General features: G+C 50.1%; 9 protein-coding genes. 3 read left to right on the top strand and 6 right to left on the bottom strand.

Annotation, left to right across the window (positions count from 1 at the left end; genetic code table 11):
* Positions 1-68 precede the first annotated feature (68 nt).
* Both B153_RS0132400 and B153_RS0132395 read left to right on the top strand, forming a co-directional pair.
* Positions 69-2,525 (top strand): TonB-dependent receptor domain-containing protein, encoded by a 2,457-nt coding sequence (locus tag B153_RS0132400; protein WP_040762467.1) that lies wholly within the window; start codon positions 69-71, stop codon positions 2,523-2,525.
* Positions 2,526-2,585: 60 nt separating this feature from the next.
* Positions 2,586-3,008, top strand: a complete 423-nt coding sequence (locus B153_RS0132395) for a DoxX family protein (protein WP_020600917.1) — start codon at positions 2,586-2,588, stop codon at positions 3,006-3,008.
* A 10-nt stretch (positions 3,009-3,018) separates the two neighbouring features.
* Here the strand turns inward: B153_RS0132395 and B153_RS0132390 are convergent, their stop codons facing one another.
* The 4 genes from B153_RS0132390 to B153_RS0132375 form a co-directional block, all read right to left on the bottom strand.
* Complete coding sequence (locus B153_RS0132390) at positions 3,019-6,948, bottom strand: AAA domain-containing protein (protein ID WP_020600916.1); 3,930 nt, start codon at positions 6,946-6,948, stop codon at positions 3,019-3,021.
* Between the two features lie 159 nt (positions 6,949-7,107).
* Positions 7,108-8,301 carry a PepSY-associated TM helix domain-containing protein gene (locus B153_RS0132385; protein WP_040762464.1) on the bottom strand — a complete coding sequence of 398 codons (1,194 nt, stop codon included), beginning with the start codon at positions 8,299-8,301 and terminating at the stop codon, positions 7,108-7,110.
* A 107-nt stretch (positions 8,302-8,408) separates the two neighbouring features.
* Positions 8,409-10,751 (bottom strand): TonB-dependent receptor, encoded by a 2,343-nt coding sequence (locus tag B153_RS0132380; protein ID WP_245564981.1) that lies wholly within the window; start codon positions 10,749-10,751, stop codon positions 8,409-8,411.
* A gap of 205 nt (positions 10,752-10,956) precedes the next feature.
* A complete protein-coding gene (locus B153_RS0132375) occupies positions 10,957-12,012 on the bottom strand; it encodes a TerC/Alx family metal homeostasis membrane protein (RefSeq protein WP_020600913.1) in 1,056 nt (351 codons plus the stop codon).
* Positions 12,013-12,156: 144 nt separating this feature from the next.
* On the opposite strand from B153_RS0132375, the gene B153_RS0132370 reads away from it, so the two are divergent.
* Positions 12,157-12,897 (top strand): glycosyltransferase family 2 protein, encoded by a 741-nt coding sequence (locus tag B153_RS0132370; protein ID WP_020600912.1) that lies wholly within the window; start codon positions 12,157-12,159, stop codon positions 12,895-12,897.
* Between the two features lie 92 nt (positions 12,898-12,989).
* Here the strand turns inward: B153_RS0132370 and lpdA are convergent, their stop codons facing one another.
* Together lpdA and B153_RS37055 are read right to left on the bottom strand one after the other, a co-directional pair.
* Positions 12,990-14,390, bottom strand: a complete 1,401-nt coding sequence (lpdA, locus tag B153_RS0132365) for a dihydrolipoyl dehydrogenase (protein WP_020600911.1) — start codon at positions 14,388-14,390, stop codon at positions 12,990-12,992.
* A gap of 104 nt (positions 14,391-14,494) precedes the next feature.
* Entirely contained in the window at positions 14,495-16,207 is a 1,713-nt protein-coding gene (locus B153_RS37055) for a M43 family zinc metalloprotease (RefSeq protein ID WP_020600910.1), read from the bottom strand.
* Positions 16,208-16,250 lie beyond the last annotated feature (43 nt).

Below are 16,250 nucleotides of genomic sequence, written 5' to 3'. Positions count from 1 at the left end.
CCTTTTCCCGAAAGTGGCCTTGTACTTTGTGGCCAGATGACCAGCTACCGTCTAGCTGTATAGTACCGATGAACACACTCCAATTCGTTTTTACCGTTTCCTTTCTGCTGATCATAACCTTGGCGAAGGGCCAACAAGTACCCGTTAATCCGGCAAATCAGATCGCAAAAGGCCAGCTAACAGGTATACTAACCGACTCCGCCACCCGCCAGCCTGTACCGTTTGCTACTGTGGCGCTTCTGTCGGAAACCGGGACGATCTTAACCGGGCAAACCACCACCGAAACAGGCCATTTTACGTTTACGGGCCTAACCATCGGCACCTATGGTTTACAGATTACGTTCGTTGGTTATCAACCCCGAATCCTAAAAGGTATTGCCATTACAGCCGCTCACCCCATTTGGGAAGTAGGCAAGCTTCTGCTCCAGTTAGAAAGTCGTCAGCTCAGCGAAGTTCGGGTGACCACTCAAAAAGCGCTTGTTGAAGAAAAGGCGGATCGACTGGTTTACAATGCAAGCAGCGATATTACAAATAAAGGTGGGACGGCGGTCGATGTCCTGCGAAAAGCACCTATGCTTACCGTCGACGTATCAGGCAATGTTCAGATTCGGGGCAGTTCCAGTATAAAAGTGTTGCTCAATGGCCGACCCTCGGGCTTGCTGGCCCGCAATCTGAGTGAAGCTCTGAAGATGATCCCGGCCAATACGATTCAGTCGGTCGAAGTGATCACCAGCCCGGCCGCCCGCTACGATGCCGAAGGGGCTGGTGGCGTCATTAATATCATCACCAAAAAGCAGTTGAAAGGCTCCAATGGGAGCCTGGACGTAACGGCGGGCAATTACGTTCAGTCGGTGGGCGGCAGCTATGGGTTTAAACGGGAAAAATTTGGCCTGACGTTTTCGGGCAACACCAATGCCGAGCGTGAAAAGAGTATCATAGAAACGACTCGTACATCGCTGGTGAATGGCCAACCAGCCGGGGAGCTGTTCCAACGAATCAGTGCCAACAACATCCATCCGGGTTGGTTCGGGGATCTGAGTATGGAGTATGCCTTCGACACGTTGAACCGGGTCAATCTGTCGGTCAGTAGCTGGGGTGGCGCCTGGCCTACATCCAACACGGGCTATTATCGGTTTCGGAACGCGGAAAATGTGGTCACGCAGGCGTACAATCAGGTGGTCGACCAACAGAATCCGTTTGGCAATATCGAATGGAACCTGGGCTACACCCGCACCTTTCGTAAACCGAAGCAGGAACTTAGCCTGCTGGGTCAGTATAGCTATACCTTCGATAACTCCCGCTATGCCAGCGATCAGTTTAGTCTGACCGATCAGCCTCTTTATCGGGAAACGAGCACTAACCGAAGCCATAACCCGCAGTGGACCTGGCAGATCGATTATGTCCATCCGTTTTCGCGCAATGGGCAGCAAGTGTTTGAGGTAGGAGCCAAAATGGTCCGGCGAGATGTGAGCAGTATGTACGAGGTATATACCAGCCAGCCAGAAAATGTCGCCCTCCTGAATCTCAGCGCCGACCGCTCCAATACATTCTCCTACGATCAGCAGGTGACTGCGGGTTATGCCTCTCTAAAGCTGGTAAACCGAACATTCTGGACACTTCAACTGGGCACCCGGCTCGAAAACACCACCATGCATGGTCAGTTTGTTCACACGATTTACCCTTTTCAGGTCCAGTTCAATAACTTCATCCCCAGCGTTATTCTATCAAAACAGCTCACTGAACAGCAATCGATTAAACTGACCTACACCCAACGAATTTCCCGGCCAATGATCTGGGATCTGAATCCGTACGTCAACGCCAGTGATCCTAAAAACCGAATGGCTGGCAATCCCCAACTCCGCCCGGAACTAGCCCATCTGGCCGAACTCGCATACAGCCTGACAACCAAAAAAGGCACGTATCTTAACCTGGCTCTCTACCGCCGACAAACCGATAATTCCATAGAAGACCTACGAACCGTCGACACGTCGGGGGTATCGCTGACTACCCGGCAAAATGTAGCCCGCAATGAGCGGACAGGATTGAACGTAAACGCAGCCGGGCAACTGGGTCGCAACTGGAAGCTAAACGGTGGCGGAGAATTTTATTATGCCCATTTCAGCAGTCCGGCCCTGCAGGTACAGAACTCCGGCTGGCTCTGGCAGCTTACGCTCAATCTGGCGTATCAGCTTCCCCGCCAATATACGGTGCAGGCCAATGGAATTTATAGTACGGGATGGGTGCTGTTGCAGGGGAAAAACTCGGCCTGGTACGATTACAGTCTGGCCGTTCGTAAGGAGTTCTGGGATAAAAAAGCAAGCCTGACGCTGGGCATCAACAACCCGTTTACATACCCCTTCCGTCAGCAGAACGATTCGCAGTCGAGTACGTTCCGGGCGCATACTGCCAATCAATACTTTACTCGTTCGGCCAAATTAACCTTTAGCTGGCAGTTTGGTCAAGTCCGGGCCAGCCACGACGAGCCCGTCCGAAAAATAACCAACGACGACGCCCGAGCGAAATAATCGGACCAGCTTTTGCTTACAACGAAACGAACAGTAGTCTAATCAATTCATATAATCTCTATGCAATTCGTACAACCCACTCCTGCTACATCCTGGAACGTAAACAGTGCTACGCTATGGTTACGCCTGGGTCTGGGCATCGCCATGATTCCCCACGGATACGACAAATTGACTCACTTTGCAGACTATCAGAACGCCTTCATGAGCTTTCTGGGATTGAGCAGCCCCGTTTCGCTGGCGCTGACTATTGGGGCGGAGTTTTTCTGCTCTATCCTATTGATGCTGGGGCTGTTGACAAGGCTGGCCCTGATTCCACTGATTATTACCGCACTGGTTATTGTTTTCGTCGCTCATGAAGGCGACATCGTGGGCGATGGGTCGGCAGGCTTTTTATTATTGATCGGTTATCTGACCTGTCTGCTGACTGGCCCCGGAGCGTATAGCCTGGATGCAGCCCTGTTTAAACATCGGGCTTTATCCTGAATCAGCAACGCTACTGGTAACCTTTTTGTCGCCAGTACTCCCGGCTCCAGACCCGACGGAAGGGCCATTTACGGGTAGTCAATGCGATGGGTAGGTAAGCATGAGCCTGCTTGGTTGTCTGCTGATAATAGGCGTCGTCGTCGGTTAGCACCAACGATTCATAGGCGTCATCTACCTTAAAGGTTAAATCGGCAAATGGGAGTTCAGGCCGCCAGTTTGGGCAGTCGGCGGCCAATCTGGTTTTTAGTAGCGAGTCCGATGGCAAGGCTTGCTGAGGGTGCGGTGTCGGCCGAAATTGTTCCTGAGCTACATTTAGGGCATAGCTTAGATAGGCTTTAAGCAGCTTGGGGCCTTCGTTGGCAGCATCGGCCACGTTCAATTGGTCGGGCCATAGGCTCGTAATCACATAGATTCGCTCTCGGGCCCGCGTAACGGCTACATTCAGTCGGTTTTCTCCTCCGCGTGCATTGAGGCTGCCAAAATTTGCCGATACCCGGCCACGTTCATCAGGCGCATAGCCAATGGAGAAAATAATAATATCGCGTTCGTCGCCCTGTACGTTCTCAATATTCTTGACAAACAGATGCGATGCAGAGTTAGCTGATAACGCGGAGGTACATACCTCCGCGTTACTTTCCAGCATATCCTGAATGAGCTGCTGCTGTGGATAGTTGAAGGTTACGATACCGATGGAACGCCCCGGCATTTCGGTTTGTAATTGCTCCAGAAGTTGTACGACCGCTTTGGCCTCAACAGGATTGGTAGTATGCTGCCAGATACCTTTCACATTTCGATAGCGGATGGCCGGTTCATGCTGATTAGCCTCGTCAAAATGCGGAAGGAGCGAGAGCTTATCGCCATAAAAATGGTGGTTAGAGAAGCTAATCAGATCGAGTGAACGACTGCGGTAATGCTCCAGCAACGAAACCTGTGGTAGTTGCTGAGCAGCCAGTTCGAGCAGAGATTCAACTTCCAGCGCTATGGGCGTTTCGTCGTCCTGTTCATTTTCGTCCAGCCGAGTCCGGTACAGATCGCTGGGACGAAGCTGTTGATTATCGCCCGTTACTACCACCTGTTTGCCACGTACAATAGCCGGAATACCGTTTTCGGCAAAACACTGCGAAGCTTCATCAAAAATAACCAGATCAAATAGACCCTCCTGAAGCGGAAACATCGCTGATATCGATTCGGGTGAGGCCAGCCAGCAGGGAACCAATTTAAAAACTTCATCGGCAAAGGATTCCATCAACTTACGAACGGGCCATACGTTTCGCTTTTTGGTCGTTTGGTGGAGCAGGTCACGGTAGGTGACTACATTATTCAGTCGGTTGAACGTCAGGTTACGGTAGGTTTGCTCCCGAAGCTTCACCAGCAAAATATCACGACTCAGGGCCTGTTTCCGCTGAATACTTTCCTGCAACGCCTGCTCCCACTGGGCCATTTTGAGCGACGAAACACTCCGCAATTCCGGATACAGCCCTTCCAGATGGTCAAGCCAGGCCCTACGCAGGCTTTTGTCAAACTGTTTCACCCATGCGGCCGTTTCGAGTGGTTTCAAGCGCTCCATAACGAGCTGTTCCGCATCCGAAAAACCTTCCTGTAACCGATCCGCTTCGGTAAGCAAATCGAAATCATTTCGAAGCGATTGACGGAGTCTTGGGCCGAATGCTTCATCCTGCCAGATATGTGCCAGTTGATTGGCGGTCAGGTAGACCGATGAGGCTATACGTTGTTGTTCTATCGTCGTTGAAAGCGCCAGAAGTTGCCTTACAACGTCCACAAATCGCTCCTGCGTTTGCCAGACCGATTCGGGCAGCTGTTGCAGGGGCCCGATGGCCGCTAACCGTTCGACGATGTGGTGCGCCCGGCGCAGAAGGCGTAAACTATCCGGCGCTTCGGGCAAAGGCAAGCCCGCTAGCAAACTACCCGCTTCATGACGGATGGCTTCTACCCGTATTCGCTTATCGACTTTTACCGCTAATGTTTGTAAACCCGGTTCCGACCCATCCAGCGCATTGGCCGAAACCACCGTCTGAAGTTGCGCTTTACCAGCATTGGTCATTTGCCACCATTGCCAGCTCACCCACGACGACCGGGCTGTAATGGCATCGGCCAGAAGGGTTCGAAAGCTGCGCAGGTCGGGCGTATGAATGGACAACTCCGGCCCTGGGGTTTCGAGCGCTTCGTCCCACGCCTTCGCCAGTTGTTCCAGTTTCGCTTCTTCGGTAGAAAAGAGCAGATGGTTTGGCGTTCGTCGTAATTGCTTTATAACCTCCCAGAGTTGTTCGGCATCGGCCGTGTCGAGCAACGCCAGCAGGGCCGTCAATTCCCAATCATGCGCTAACCAGTCGGTCAATTGAGCCAGGGCAAGTGGCTGCCCGATCAATGGCGCCGTTTGCTGATTGGCAGTTTCCCGCCATTGTGCCCAGCGGGTAATCGTTTGATCGGCTTTTCCCAGATCAGCATTGGTGAACGAGGCAAAACTCACCCGCTCTTTCCACAAATGGGTTAAACCCAGCCGCTGTTCATAAGCGGCATAATCGGTAAGCCTTCGGACAAAGTTATCCACATTTGCCAGGTGGAATTGTGGATAAATATCAGCCAGGGCCAGATTAGAGGTTTCTGAGTCGGTAGTCAGGTATAGCTCCTTGGCCGAAACGCCACACTCGTCGGTGTTGAAAAGGGCTTTTTTAAAGGCTTCCAGTTCCGCAACGGTTTCATCAATACGTCGGCTCTCCAACTCAAAATCGCGTTCCAGCAACACGGCATTCAGACTGTTGTTCTGCTGCCGATACGCATCGATCTGATTAATCTGTTCCGCAATTTGTGCGTATAAAGCGCGTCGGTCGTCCTGAAAATCGTGGATCAGTGCTAAAAATGGCTCCATGCCTACCTGGCGCAATCGTTCCTGCACCACATCAAGCGCAGCCCGCTTCTGGCAGACCAGCAATACCCGTTTTCCCGACGCGGCTGCATCGGCCATCAGATTGGCAATAAGCTGCGATTTACCCGTACCTGGTGGCCCCTGCACGACCAACCCATGTCCCGCCTTCACGGCCCGCAAAGCAGCTTCCTGCGAGGCATCCATTGGCAGGGGGGTGTGAATGGATTTTTCTAGCATAGGGCGTGGGGGGACGGACAGAGGAGTAAGGGCGGAGGGCGCCGTATCAGTAATTTCCAGCTCCCATTCATCCAGCTGCATAGGCAATTCACGCCCCTCTGCCCTCTCCCCTACGCCCTTTGCCAAAAGCGCATCATAATCCGGTACCAGAAACGACCCGGCCTGAGGGAAAATACCCAATACAGCTTCCGGAAAGAGCTTTAACTCTCCCGTCCGTTCGATTTGTGTTAAATCTTTTCCGGTTTGTTTGTTGAAAAAATGAAGCGAGTCAGTGAATAACTCCTGATTGAAATTGATTTCGAGTGGGGTCGTTTTGAGCCACTCGTAAAGTTGGGTTCGGAAAACAAGCGGGTCGCGATCAAACTCATCAAACGTTTTTTCGACAACCTCATCGGGTACCTTCACCTGGTTAAACTGCCCATAGGCCAGTGCCAGCGTTGGGTTCAGAAAGGCCAGCTCATCGCCCCGGCGGGTCAGTTTCCAGAATTTCCCCTGTTGTTCAATCTGTACCGGAAAGAAGAGTAATGGCCCATGAATAACGGTATCGTCCAGAAATTTGCCCTTGACAAACGGCCAGCCAATGTACAAATCTTCGGTTCCGCGCTCCTCCTCAATAAAGCGGGCCGTTCGATCGATTCGGCGGAGTTTCCGACTCACTTCGTTGCTTCGTTCCTGGCGTGGGTCCAGTACTTCACAAAGCGCAACAGCAGGCTTACGGCCAATCAGGTCCGCAATTACGGAAAAGGCGGGTTTATTGAGCAGGAAATCCGTTTCCTGTACATCCAGAAACTGCCCAGCGGGCAAACTGGTCAGCAACAACGAACGGTTACGGCTACTAAGGTTGGTTAAACGTCGGCGAAACGTGCGGAGAACGGTTTGGGACGGGATATTCACTGGCGCTTGTTGACAGAATTTTCAAGATTGTCAGGATAATAACGTTCTGCAAGGTAAAAAATCCTATCAATCCCGGAAAGCCCATCAATTTATCCGGCTCATAGGCCGATACGCCGTTTTCGCAGGCACTACCGTGGCAATGGAAGACCTGGTACTTTTTGCCTTTTTCTTTCGGCGTCCCCACCAGATCACGAAACCCGATACAGGCAGACTCGCACAAACCAGACTGGCACAAAACGCCAGAACTTTTCCGGGCAAACTCAGGATGGCTCCGGTATGAATATCGTAGTTCATCCGACGCAGTTTATCACCAAATCCAGCTTTCGCATACGCTCCTGAGTAGGGGCCTCCCATGTCCAGCGGTTTGAGGGTTTGTTGGTCGAAGGTGTAGTAGTCCAGTTTGTAGTACGTACCGGGCACGTAATTGACATAGGCAAAAATTGACTCAGACGCTTTTTCAGGACACGAAATATAGATTCCGGCAGTAGTGGGTTTGCCCACGGATAAGCGCTGCCAGACCCCGTCGAGTGGAGATGTTGAAGGGCAGGCAACCGTAGTATCGGACAAAGGGATTTGAAAGTCGGGCAGGGCTTTCCCTGCGGTTGTTGCCCAATAAACAGACTTCGAAAACCATTGAAGGCCAAAAACCATACCCGTCAACGCCAGTATTAATGAGAATACCAAGGCATAAAACCCCGGTACATTGTGCAGGTCATAATTGACGCGTCGCCATTGGGCTTTCCACTTAATGGTAAAACTCTTTTGCCGGTTTGTCTTATTTAGATTCTTTGGCCACCACAATACTAGTCCGGTAATTAATAGGATCGTAAAAGTCAGCGTTCCGTAAGCAACCACTGGCTGCCCTATCGATTCGGGTAACCACAGGTAATAATGCCCGTGTAGGATAAAGTGAAAAAAGTCGGTCTCCTCGTCTTTTATGTGGAGCAGCTTTCCCGTATACGGATTCAGATAAACCTGATAAAAATAGTCGGGAGCCGCACCGTAGAACGAGACGATCGCACTTCGGCCAGCGCCCCCATACGTAACCGCCTTGGCCAGCTTCCCTTTTATTTCTTTCTCGGCAATGGCTTTCAACCGCGAAGGGGGTAATGCCTGTCGATCACCGATCGTCTCTACAAATTGATAAGGCCGTAAAACTGTCTTGATTTCCTGCTCAAAAGCCAGAATGCAGCCTGTAATGGCCACCACAAACACCAATAGCCCCGACGCAAGCCCGAGCCAAAGGTGCAATTTACCAACCACTTTTTTTATCGTCATCGCCATCTATTCGTCGGATTTAATTTTTACCACGCTTAAACCATCAGTTGGCTAGCCCCCCCCCTCCTGAAGCCAGGAGAGGGGTTAGGGTAAGGTCTTTCCAGCCCTTAAAACTTATACCCCACACTCAACCGGAAATTGCGCGGAGCTTGTGCCTGCCAGTAATAGGCATTGCTCCAGGTATAGTAAGCGCCCGAATAGATATAGGCATCGAACAGGTTATTGACATTCAATGCGACATTGAAGGGGCCCCGTTGCCAGGAAACAGCGGCATCAGCCTGAAACGAGTTAGGCAGCGTAGGATTCTTATCCACAGCATCCGAAAACCAGCCATACCGATCAAGTTGCCATTGATAGCCCAGCGAAACACCCAGTCCCTGCACAGCCCCCTTTTGTACCCGATACGATAACCAGGCATTGGTAACGTGTTTGCTAAAGCCCGGAACCGGCAGATCCACATTTTTCGATTCGGTATCCTTCGTGATTTTCGAATCGGTATAGGCGTAGTTCGCAATCAGATTCAGGCCCGTAACAATTTCGCCCCGGATATCGAACTCTACCCCGCTGGTTTGGGTCTGACCCAACTGAATCGAGAAGTTCGGATTGGTCGGATCAGTTGTCAGGACATTGTTTTTTGTGATTTTGTATGCCGAAATGGTCGAATTCCAGCGGCCTCCAGCCCAATCTTTCTTCAAGCCGATTTCGGTATTGTTTCCTGTGATGGGTTTGAAGGCGTTGCCCTGCCGGTCGGCTCCTGCCTGGGGTACAAATGCCTGATCGTAGAGTGCGTATACGGACGTCTGCTTATTCAGCGAAACACTCAGCCCAACTCGTGGAGTCGCTTTTGTGACATCCGTACCCGCCCCGTATTGGCTATCTTTCGTTGAGGTAATGCGTCCGGCCAGTGTCAGCCGAATTTTGTCCTGCAAAAACCGGAGTTCATCCTGCACGTACAGGCCGCTGTACGACTGACTTAGTACATTAGCTCCCGCCCGGTTAATCAGGCTTTGTGAACGGTCGAACGCAGGCAGCAGGTTGGTGGGCAGGTAATAGTTGGGGGTATTGGCGTTGAAGACGAAATCTTTATCGTAAAGCGGGAAGCTCTGCCCCCAGTCGGCATAATATTTTTTGCTGCCCAAATCCAGACCCGCCAGAATCCGGTGTGTAATGGGCCCAGTGATAACGTCGCCATTGACGAAAATCTGCGCGAATTTGCCCTGATTAGCCGCATCCCAAATGCTGACACGGCGATAGATATTTCCGTTGGCCTTGGCCGAATCGGCCCACATGGAGCTACCAATCTGTGTCGAATTAAAGTAAGCCAACTGGCCCGTCAGTTTCCAGTTGGCACTAAGCTGATGCTCCAGAATCAGAAACGAGCTGTGGTCATTAATTTTCGTCGGGTCAAGATTCGCAGAGGCCAGTGAAATATTCCGGGGGTAAACCCCTAAACCCGCCCCTGAAAATACATAGGCCGAACCAATCACTGACATCTGTGCATATTGATAGGTATACTCAGCCGTAATGGAGGTTTTATCGCTTAGTTTATACTTCAGAACGGGCGCAATGGTGTATCGGTTGTTGTATTCGAAATCCCGGAACGAGCCTTTCGACTGGCCCATAACGTTCAACCGATAGAGCAGGCTAGCATCCTGGTTTAGTTTCCCGTCCAGATCAAGCGTAGCGCGGTACGTATCGAAGCTGCCTGTTGTCATGGCAAATTCGCCCTTCGTAACACCAGTCGGTTTTTTGGTCACGACATTATAAAAGCCACTCGGTTCACCGTTGGCCATCATGAAACCGGCCGGGCCTTTTACAAATTCGATCCGCTCTACCATCGACATATCTTCGGCCAGCGGCCCCCAGGTCGATTCCACATTCATGCCATTCCGAAAGGGAGCCACGCGCGAGCCACGCATATTGAGCCGGGCGTAGTTGTCCCAGTGCTCCATCCGCGTAACCCCACTCACATTGCGGGATACGCCTTCCAGCATATCAAAAATCTGCTGATCGGCAATCAGTTGCCGGTTTACGACCTGTACATTCTGCGGCAGTTCGATCAAGGGCGTCTTGATCCGAAGGCTATTTGATGGAATATCGGCCTTGTAGGAGTTTTTACCCTCGACTGTCACTTCCTGAAGCGATTCGGCTGTTTCCAGCAATGTCAGATCTGTCAACCGCGTCGTTTCGCCCGCTATTATAGTGACCGTTTGGCGAAGCCGTCCGTGGCCTATGCGGCTAATTACCAGGGTTTGCTCGCCAGTTGGAATACGTTCCAGCACAAATTCGCCCTGATCGTTCGTGACCGTCCCAATCCGGCTATTGGCCAGGCGTACCGTTGCCTGAGCCAGAGGTTGAGCCTGAGCCGTTAAAACTCGCCCAGTAAGGGTCCCGACAGACTGAGCATAACTGAATGTATAGGAGAGTGATCCCGCTATAAGCAGAAACATCGATAAGAAATAACGTAGGGTAAAATTCTGGCTATCCATTTTATTTAGACTAATTCTAAAACAAATGTATTGACCAACTTTTTACGCGCCTTATTTCCCTTGGAAAATTCATGAAAATTCTTTCTTCTGTTATTTCAGACACAAAAACAGCCTGTGAGCATATCCCACAGGCTGTTTTACAGGCTGGTTGTTCGATGTGTATGTATTATTCTTTCTTCTCAGGAATGAGCCAGGAAGCCAGAACGCTGATACTCAAAATACCGATAATAACATACAACGAATAAACCGGCTTAAAACCTTGTTCTTTTAGCCAGTGCTCGGCCAGCATCTTAGCGCCTATGAACGTCAGCAGGAAAGCCAGCCCTATTTTGAGGAACCGGAACTGGCTCATAATGCTCGACAGGAAGAAGAACATAGACCGCAGCCCCATGATGGCGAACACATTGGAGAAGAAAACGATATAGGGGTCTTTCGTAATCGAGAAAATAGCCGGAATGGAATCAACGGCAAACACCAGATCGGTAAAGGCAATTACGATTACAATAATGAACAGCGGAGTGACAAATAACTTCCGGTCCGACTTTCTACGAATGAAAAAATTGTCGGTTACATTCCGGTTATACACGTTCAGGTATTTACTGACAAAGCGCACAACCGGGTGTTTGGCGGGTTCAATTTTTTCATCCTCTTCTTTCTGAAAGAACAACTGAACGCCCGTATACACCAGAAAGGCCCCAAACAGATACATGATCCACTCGAATCGCTGAATAAGTGCCGAGCCGACGAAGATAAAAATGAACCGCAGGATAATGGCTCCCAAGATGCCCCAGACCAGTATTTTCTTATAATACCGCTCCCGAACCCCAAACGAGGTAAATATCAGGATAAAGACAAAAATATTATCGGCCGACAGAGAGTACTCGACCAGATAGCCAGTAATATACTCCAGCGCCATATTGTCCTGAAAACGGGCTAAACTGGCCGCAAAATTGCCAGGTACAAACTCAACGTGGTCGGCATAACTATCCCTAACCTCTTTCAGGCGGGCAAAGGTGTCGATACCATGTACCAGATAACCGTAGTTTTTGAGAAAAATGTAAAAGGCAATGGATAACGCTACCCAGATTGCGCTCCAGATAGCGGCTTCTTTAAACTGAACGACGTGGCTTTGACGCTTCGAAAATACGCCCAGATCCAACGCCATGATGAAGAGAACGAAAGCTGCAAAGGCAAGAAAAAATACGGTTTCGCTAGAAAACATAAGTTGAAAGTATACAGGCCATTAAGCCTCTAAAGCAGGAAGGCTGCCAGATAAACAACAAATCTACACGCAATATGGCTAAGGACACGGCTTCAATTGTCAAAATTATTGGTATCGTAATATTCTGCTTTTAATTTTGCCCCCATGTTCAATAACAAAAAAGTAGTTGTGGTGATGCCAGCCTACCGGGCAGCACTAACGCTGGAACGTACCTACCGCGAAATTCCACTTGATCTGGTCGACGATGTTATCCTGGTCGATGATGCCAGTCCTGATAATACCGTCGAAGTAGCGCGTAATCTGGGGATTAAACATGTGATCCGCCACGATAAAAACAAAGGCTATGGCGGTAACCAGAAAACCTGCTATGCGAAAGCCATTGAGTTAGGCGCGGATATTGTCATCATGGTACACCCTGATTATCAATACACCCCGCTGCTGATACCTGCCATGACGAGTATCATCGGGAATGACCTATATCCGGTTGTCTTTGCGTCGCGTATCCTAGGCAAAGGTGCTCTGAAAGGAGGTATGCCTATGTATAAGTATATTGCCAACCGTTTCCTGACGTTCACCCAGAATCTGCTGATGAACCAGAAACTGTCGGAATACCACACAGGCTACCGGGCTTTCTCAGGAGAGGTATTACGCAGTCTGGATTTTACCCATAACTCCGACGATTTCATCTTCGACAATGAGATGATCGCCCAGATTTTCTACAAGGGGTATGAAATTGGCGAGGTAACCTGCCCGACCAAATATTTTGACGAAGCCTCTTCGATCAACTTCAAGCGTAGCTCGATCTACGGACTTGGGGTTTTGCGAACGTCGCTCCTGTATTGCTTCACCAAGCTGGGCATTGGCCACTGGAAAATATTGAAGTAAGCTAGTTATAGGGAAGGGCCAGCCTGACGAGATTTCATTAGGCTGGCCCCTTCGTATACTTCGCTGTTATTCCAGCAGACAGGATGTCCGCATTACAGGTGAATCGCTTCGCCGTAAGCCGCTTCGGTAGCGTCTTTAATCGCTTCCGACATGGTTGGGTGCGGGTGAACAGCTTTTAGGATTTCTTCGCCGGTAGTTTCCAGTTTACGGGCTGCTACCACTTCTGCAATCATTTCGGTTACGTTGTTGCCAATGAAGTGAGCGCCCAGGAATTCGCCATACTTGGCATCAAAAATCACTTTCACAAAGCCCTCAGGTGTGCCTGCGGCTTTGGCTTTACCCGACGCCGAGAACGGGAACTTACCCACTTTCAGTTCATAGCCTGCTTCGCGGGCCGCTTTTTCGGTATAACCCACTGAGGCAATTTCGGGTGTGCAATAGGTACAGCCCGGAATGTTGTTGTAATTGAGCGGCTCAACGTGCGGCAAACCAGCAATCTTTTCTACACAAATGATCGCTTCGGCCGAGGCTACGTGTGCCAGTGCCTGCCCTTTGGTACAGTCGCCAATTGCATAAAAGCCATCTACGTTGGTCCGGTAATAATCGTCCGTTACGATTTTGCCACGATCGACCGAAATCCCGGTTTCTTCCAGGCCGATGTTCTCGATGTTGGCCACTACACCTGCCGCCGACAGGACCATATCAACGTCGAAGGTTTTTTCGCCGTCGGGAGTTTTCACGAATACTTTGCAACCATTGCCACTGGTATCGACTTTGGTTACTTCCGACTTCGTATAGATATCGATGCCCAGTTTCTTATACTGCTTGGCCAGCTCTTTCGAAATGTCTTCGTCTTCAACGGGCACCACATTTGGCAGAAACTCAATGATGGTCACCTTTGTACCCATGCTGGCATACACATAGGCAAACTCAACGCCAATGGCACCTGAACCAATCACCAGTAACGAATCGGGCCGTTTTTCCAGCGACATGGCTTTGCGGTATTCAATCACTTTGGTACCATCGATGGGGACACTTGGCAATTGGCGGGCACGCCCACCTGTGGCAATGATGATGTGTTTGGCTTCGTACTCAGTTACTTTCCCATCGGCAGCCGTTACGTCGATTTTTTTGCCGGGTTTTACTTTTCCGTTGCCGTAAATCACATCGATTTTATTCTTCTTCATCAGGAACTGTACGCCTTTGCTCATGCTTTCGGCTACGCCCCGGCTCCGCTTGATAACGGCCCCAAAATCGGGTTTCGACTCACCCGAGATCGTGATGCCATAATCGGCAGAGTGCTTGATATATTCAAAAACCTGCGCCGATTTCAGCAGGGCCTTGGTAGGGATACACCCCCAGTTCAAACAAATACCACCTAAGCTTTCGCGCTCGATGACGGCGGTTTTTAATCCCAACTGCGACGCGCGAATGGCAGCTACATAGCCGCCCGGCCCGCTACCCACAACGATTACATCGTACTGTGAAGCCATTATCTATGAATGAATAATGTAGAATGATTAATGAAATGCTCTTATCAAGCAAACGCAAAGGTAGGGCGAAAAGTTGATACGGGAGTCACACGATTCCTGTTGGTCTACGGACTTCTCATAAGTTGTAACTGACTACCAGGGGAATATTGTAATTTACCGAGCAGGGTTAGCGATAAAGCTTGTTTGCTCCCACTACTGATTGAAACGGTGTGCAAAGCCTGAATCGAAACCAAATCCGTGGCTCCTGGCACACAGGTACAGGACCAGGTACCGGGCGTTGTCCAATTGCCCGAAGCGATGGAAAAAACGGATCGCGGCACAATAACTACCGTATAATCTTCGACCTGTCCACTACCATACGTGGCATCTCCTGATAAGGAGCAGGCGGTGGGCGCTACCCCCTGTGGGCTATCGGCAACGATGCGTAGGCGAAGAGCAGTGTTTAACACAACAGAGCTATTGACCGGAACTGTCACGGTGGCAGTAACACTTCCACCTACTGTTGTCAATAACGTTTCTCCAGCATCGTTAAAATCGCCATCGGCATTATAATCCAGATATGCCTTCAGGTAATGATAATTATCGAACGCCCCCTGAATAAGTAACGAATAAGATTGGCCTGCAGTAAGTGTAGTTCGCTGGTTACAGGTTCGGTCAACATAAAAACTACCATCCGCTTGGGATGAATTGGAGTATACATCCAGCGTATTGAGTGTAAAACGACTTACACCAAAGTAGGGCGAAAGACCATTGGCTGCCGAAACGGAGCATACACTAGCCGGGCTTGCTTCAGGAGCCAATAAAGCACTGGACGTAATGAGTCCGGGCCGAAAGGCGAAGAGAGCCGCCCGAATACGATCTTTCTGCCCTTGTGTAAACATCCACTGGCAGTTGGTATAGCTCATGTAGTTGTTTTTGACGGTATAATTCAGGCTAGCGTCGGCAGTTTGAAAAACGGCTCCTGTACAGGTATTTAAAGTGGTGCTACAGGGCACATTTAGCATAGGCTCTGTGTCACAAACGTTATCGCCGGTAGTAGCACAGGAGGTTGAAGAAGGGCAGGTCGTTTCGTCCCCACCGTCGTGAAAGGTATGGAATAGGTTAAAAACATGCCCCATTTCATGCACCAGCGTTTTATTGGTTCCAGTAACTGTACTGGCCACTACAACAATTCCGTCGGTAAGTGCCGAGTTATATTGTGGAAACCAGGCAAACCCTGCAATATTGCTATTGCCATCAATTTTATTGACAACCCAGATGTTGATATAATCGGTATTAGGCCAGCGACTAAGATTTTTAATAGCGGATTCGTCGGCACTTCCGGTGTAAGTATCTATCGCAATGCCTCCGGTTGTATAATTGGCAACACCGCTGCCATTCACCCGATTGATACCCGTTGTTGCACTGCATTGTGGTGAGCGAACAGCTAGCTGAAACTGAATACCTATATCCGCTCCCCCATATTGCAGGCCATTTTTTCGCCAGCTCGTGTTCAGTTGCGCAATCATGGCCTGTATCGACGCATCCGATGGGTTGTTGGTCGTGCCAACTGCTTCTCCATTATGAATCACATGAACCACAATAGGCAAGGTGTATACTGTTTCCTGCCCCATACGTGCCCCCTTCGACCGGTTGATCTGCTGCTGCAATATCTTTTCGGCCTGACGGAATCGCTGGTCAAATTGTGGGTCTTGCCGACGACGCAGTTGCAGGAGCTGACCGAAGCCACAGGTTGCTCCAGAATCTGCTCTTTCCTGACCTACAGCATCAAGAACACTAACTATCAGGAACGTTAAAATCAGTAATCGTTTGTTCATAGTTCACAGATCAAGTACGGGGCAGGTAATCAATTAGCGAGCA

Origin of the sequence: Spirosoma panaciterrae DSM 21099, from assembly GCF_000374025.1 — a bacterium.
Classification (GTDB): domain Bacteria; phylum Bacteroidota; class Bacteroidia; order Cytophagales; family Spirosomataceae; genus Spirosoma; species Spirosoma panaciterrae.
This window is presented reverse-complemented; position numbering and strand designations above follow the sequence as displayed.

What these genes read in the sequence shown, in the direction of transcription:
- B153_RS0132400 (WP_040762467.1), top strand. Translation starts at nt 69, where the DNA reads ATGAACACACTCCAATTCGTTTTTACCGTTTCCTTTCTGCTGATCATA.
- B153_RS0132395 (WP_020600917.1), top strand. Translation starts at nt 2,586, where the DNA reads ATGCAATTCGTACAACCCACTCCTGCTACATCCTGGAACGTAAACAGT.
- B153_RS0132385 (WP_040762464.1), bottom strand. Translation starts at nt 8,301, where the DNA reads ATGACGATAAAAAAAGTGGTTGGTAAATTGCACCTTTGGCTCGGGCTT.
- B153_RS0132380 (WP_245564981.1), bottom strand. Translation starts at nt 10,751, where the DNA reads ATGTTTCTGCTTATAGCGGGATCACTCTCCTATACATTCAGTTATGCT.
- B153_RS0132375 (WP_020600913.1), bottom strand. Translation starts at nt 12,012, where the DNA reads ATGTTTTCTAGCGAAACCGTATTTTTTCTTGCCTTTGCAGCTTTCGTT.
- B153_RS0132370 (WP_020600912.1), top strand. Translation starts at nt 12,157, where the DNA reads ATGTTCAATAACAAAAAAGTAGTTGTGGTGATGCCAGCCTACCGGGCA.
- lpdA (WP_020600911.1), bottom strand. Translation starts at nt 14,390, where the DNA reads ATGGCTTCACAGTACGATGTAATCGTTGTGGGTAGCGGGCCGGGCGGC.
- B153_RS37055 (WP_020600910.1), bottom strand. Translation starts at nt 16,207, where the DNA reads ATGAACAAACGATTACTGATTTTAACGTTCCTGATAGTTAGTGTTCTT.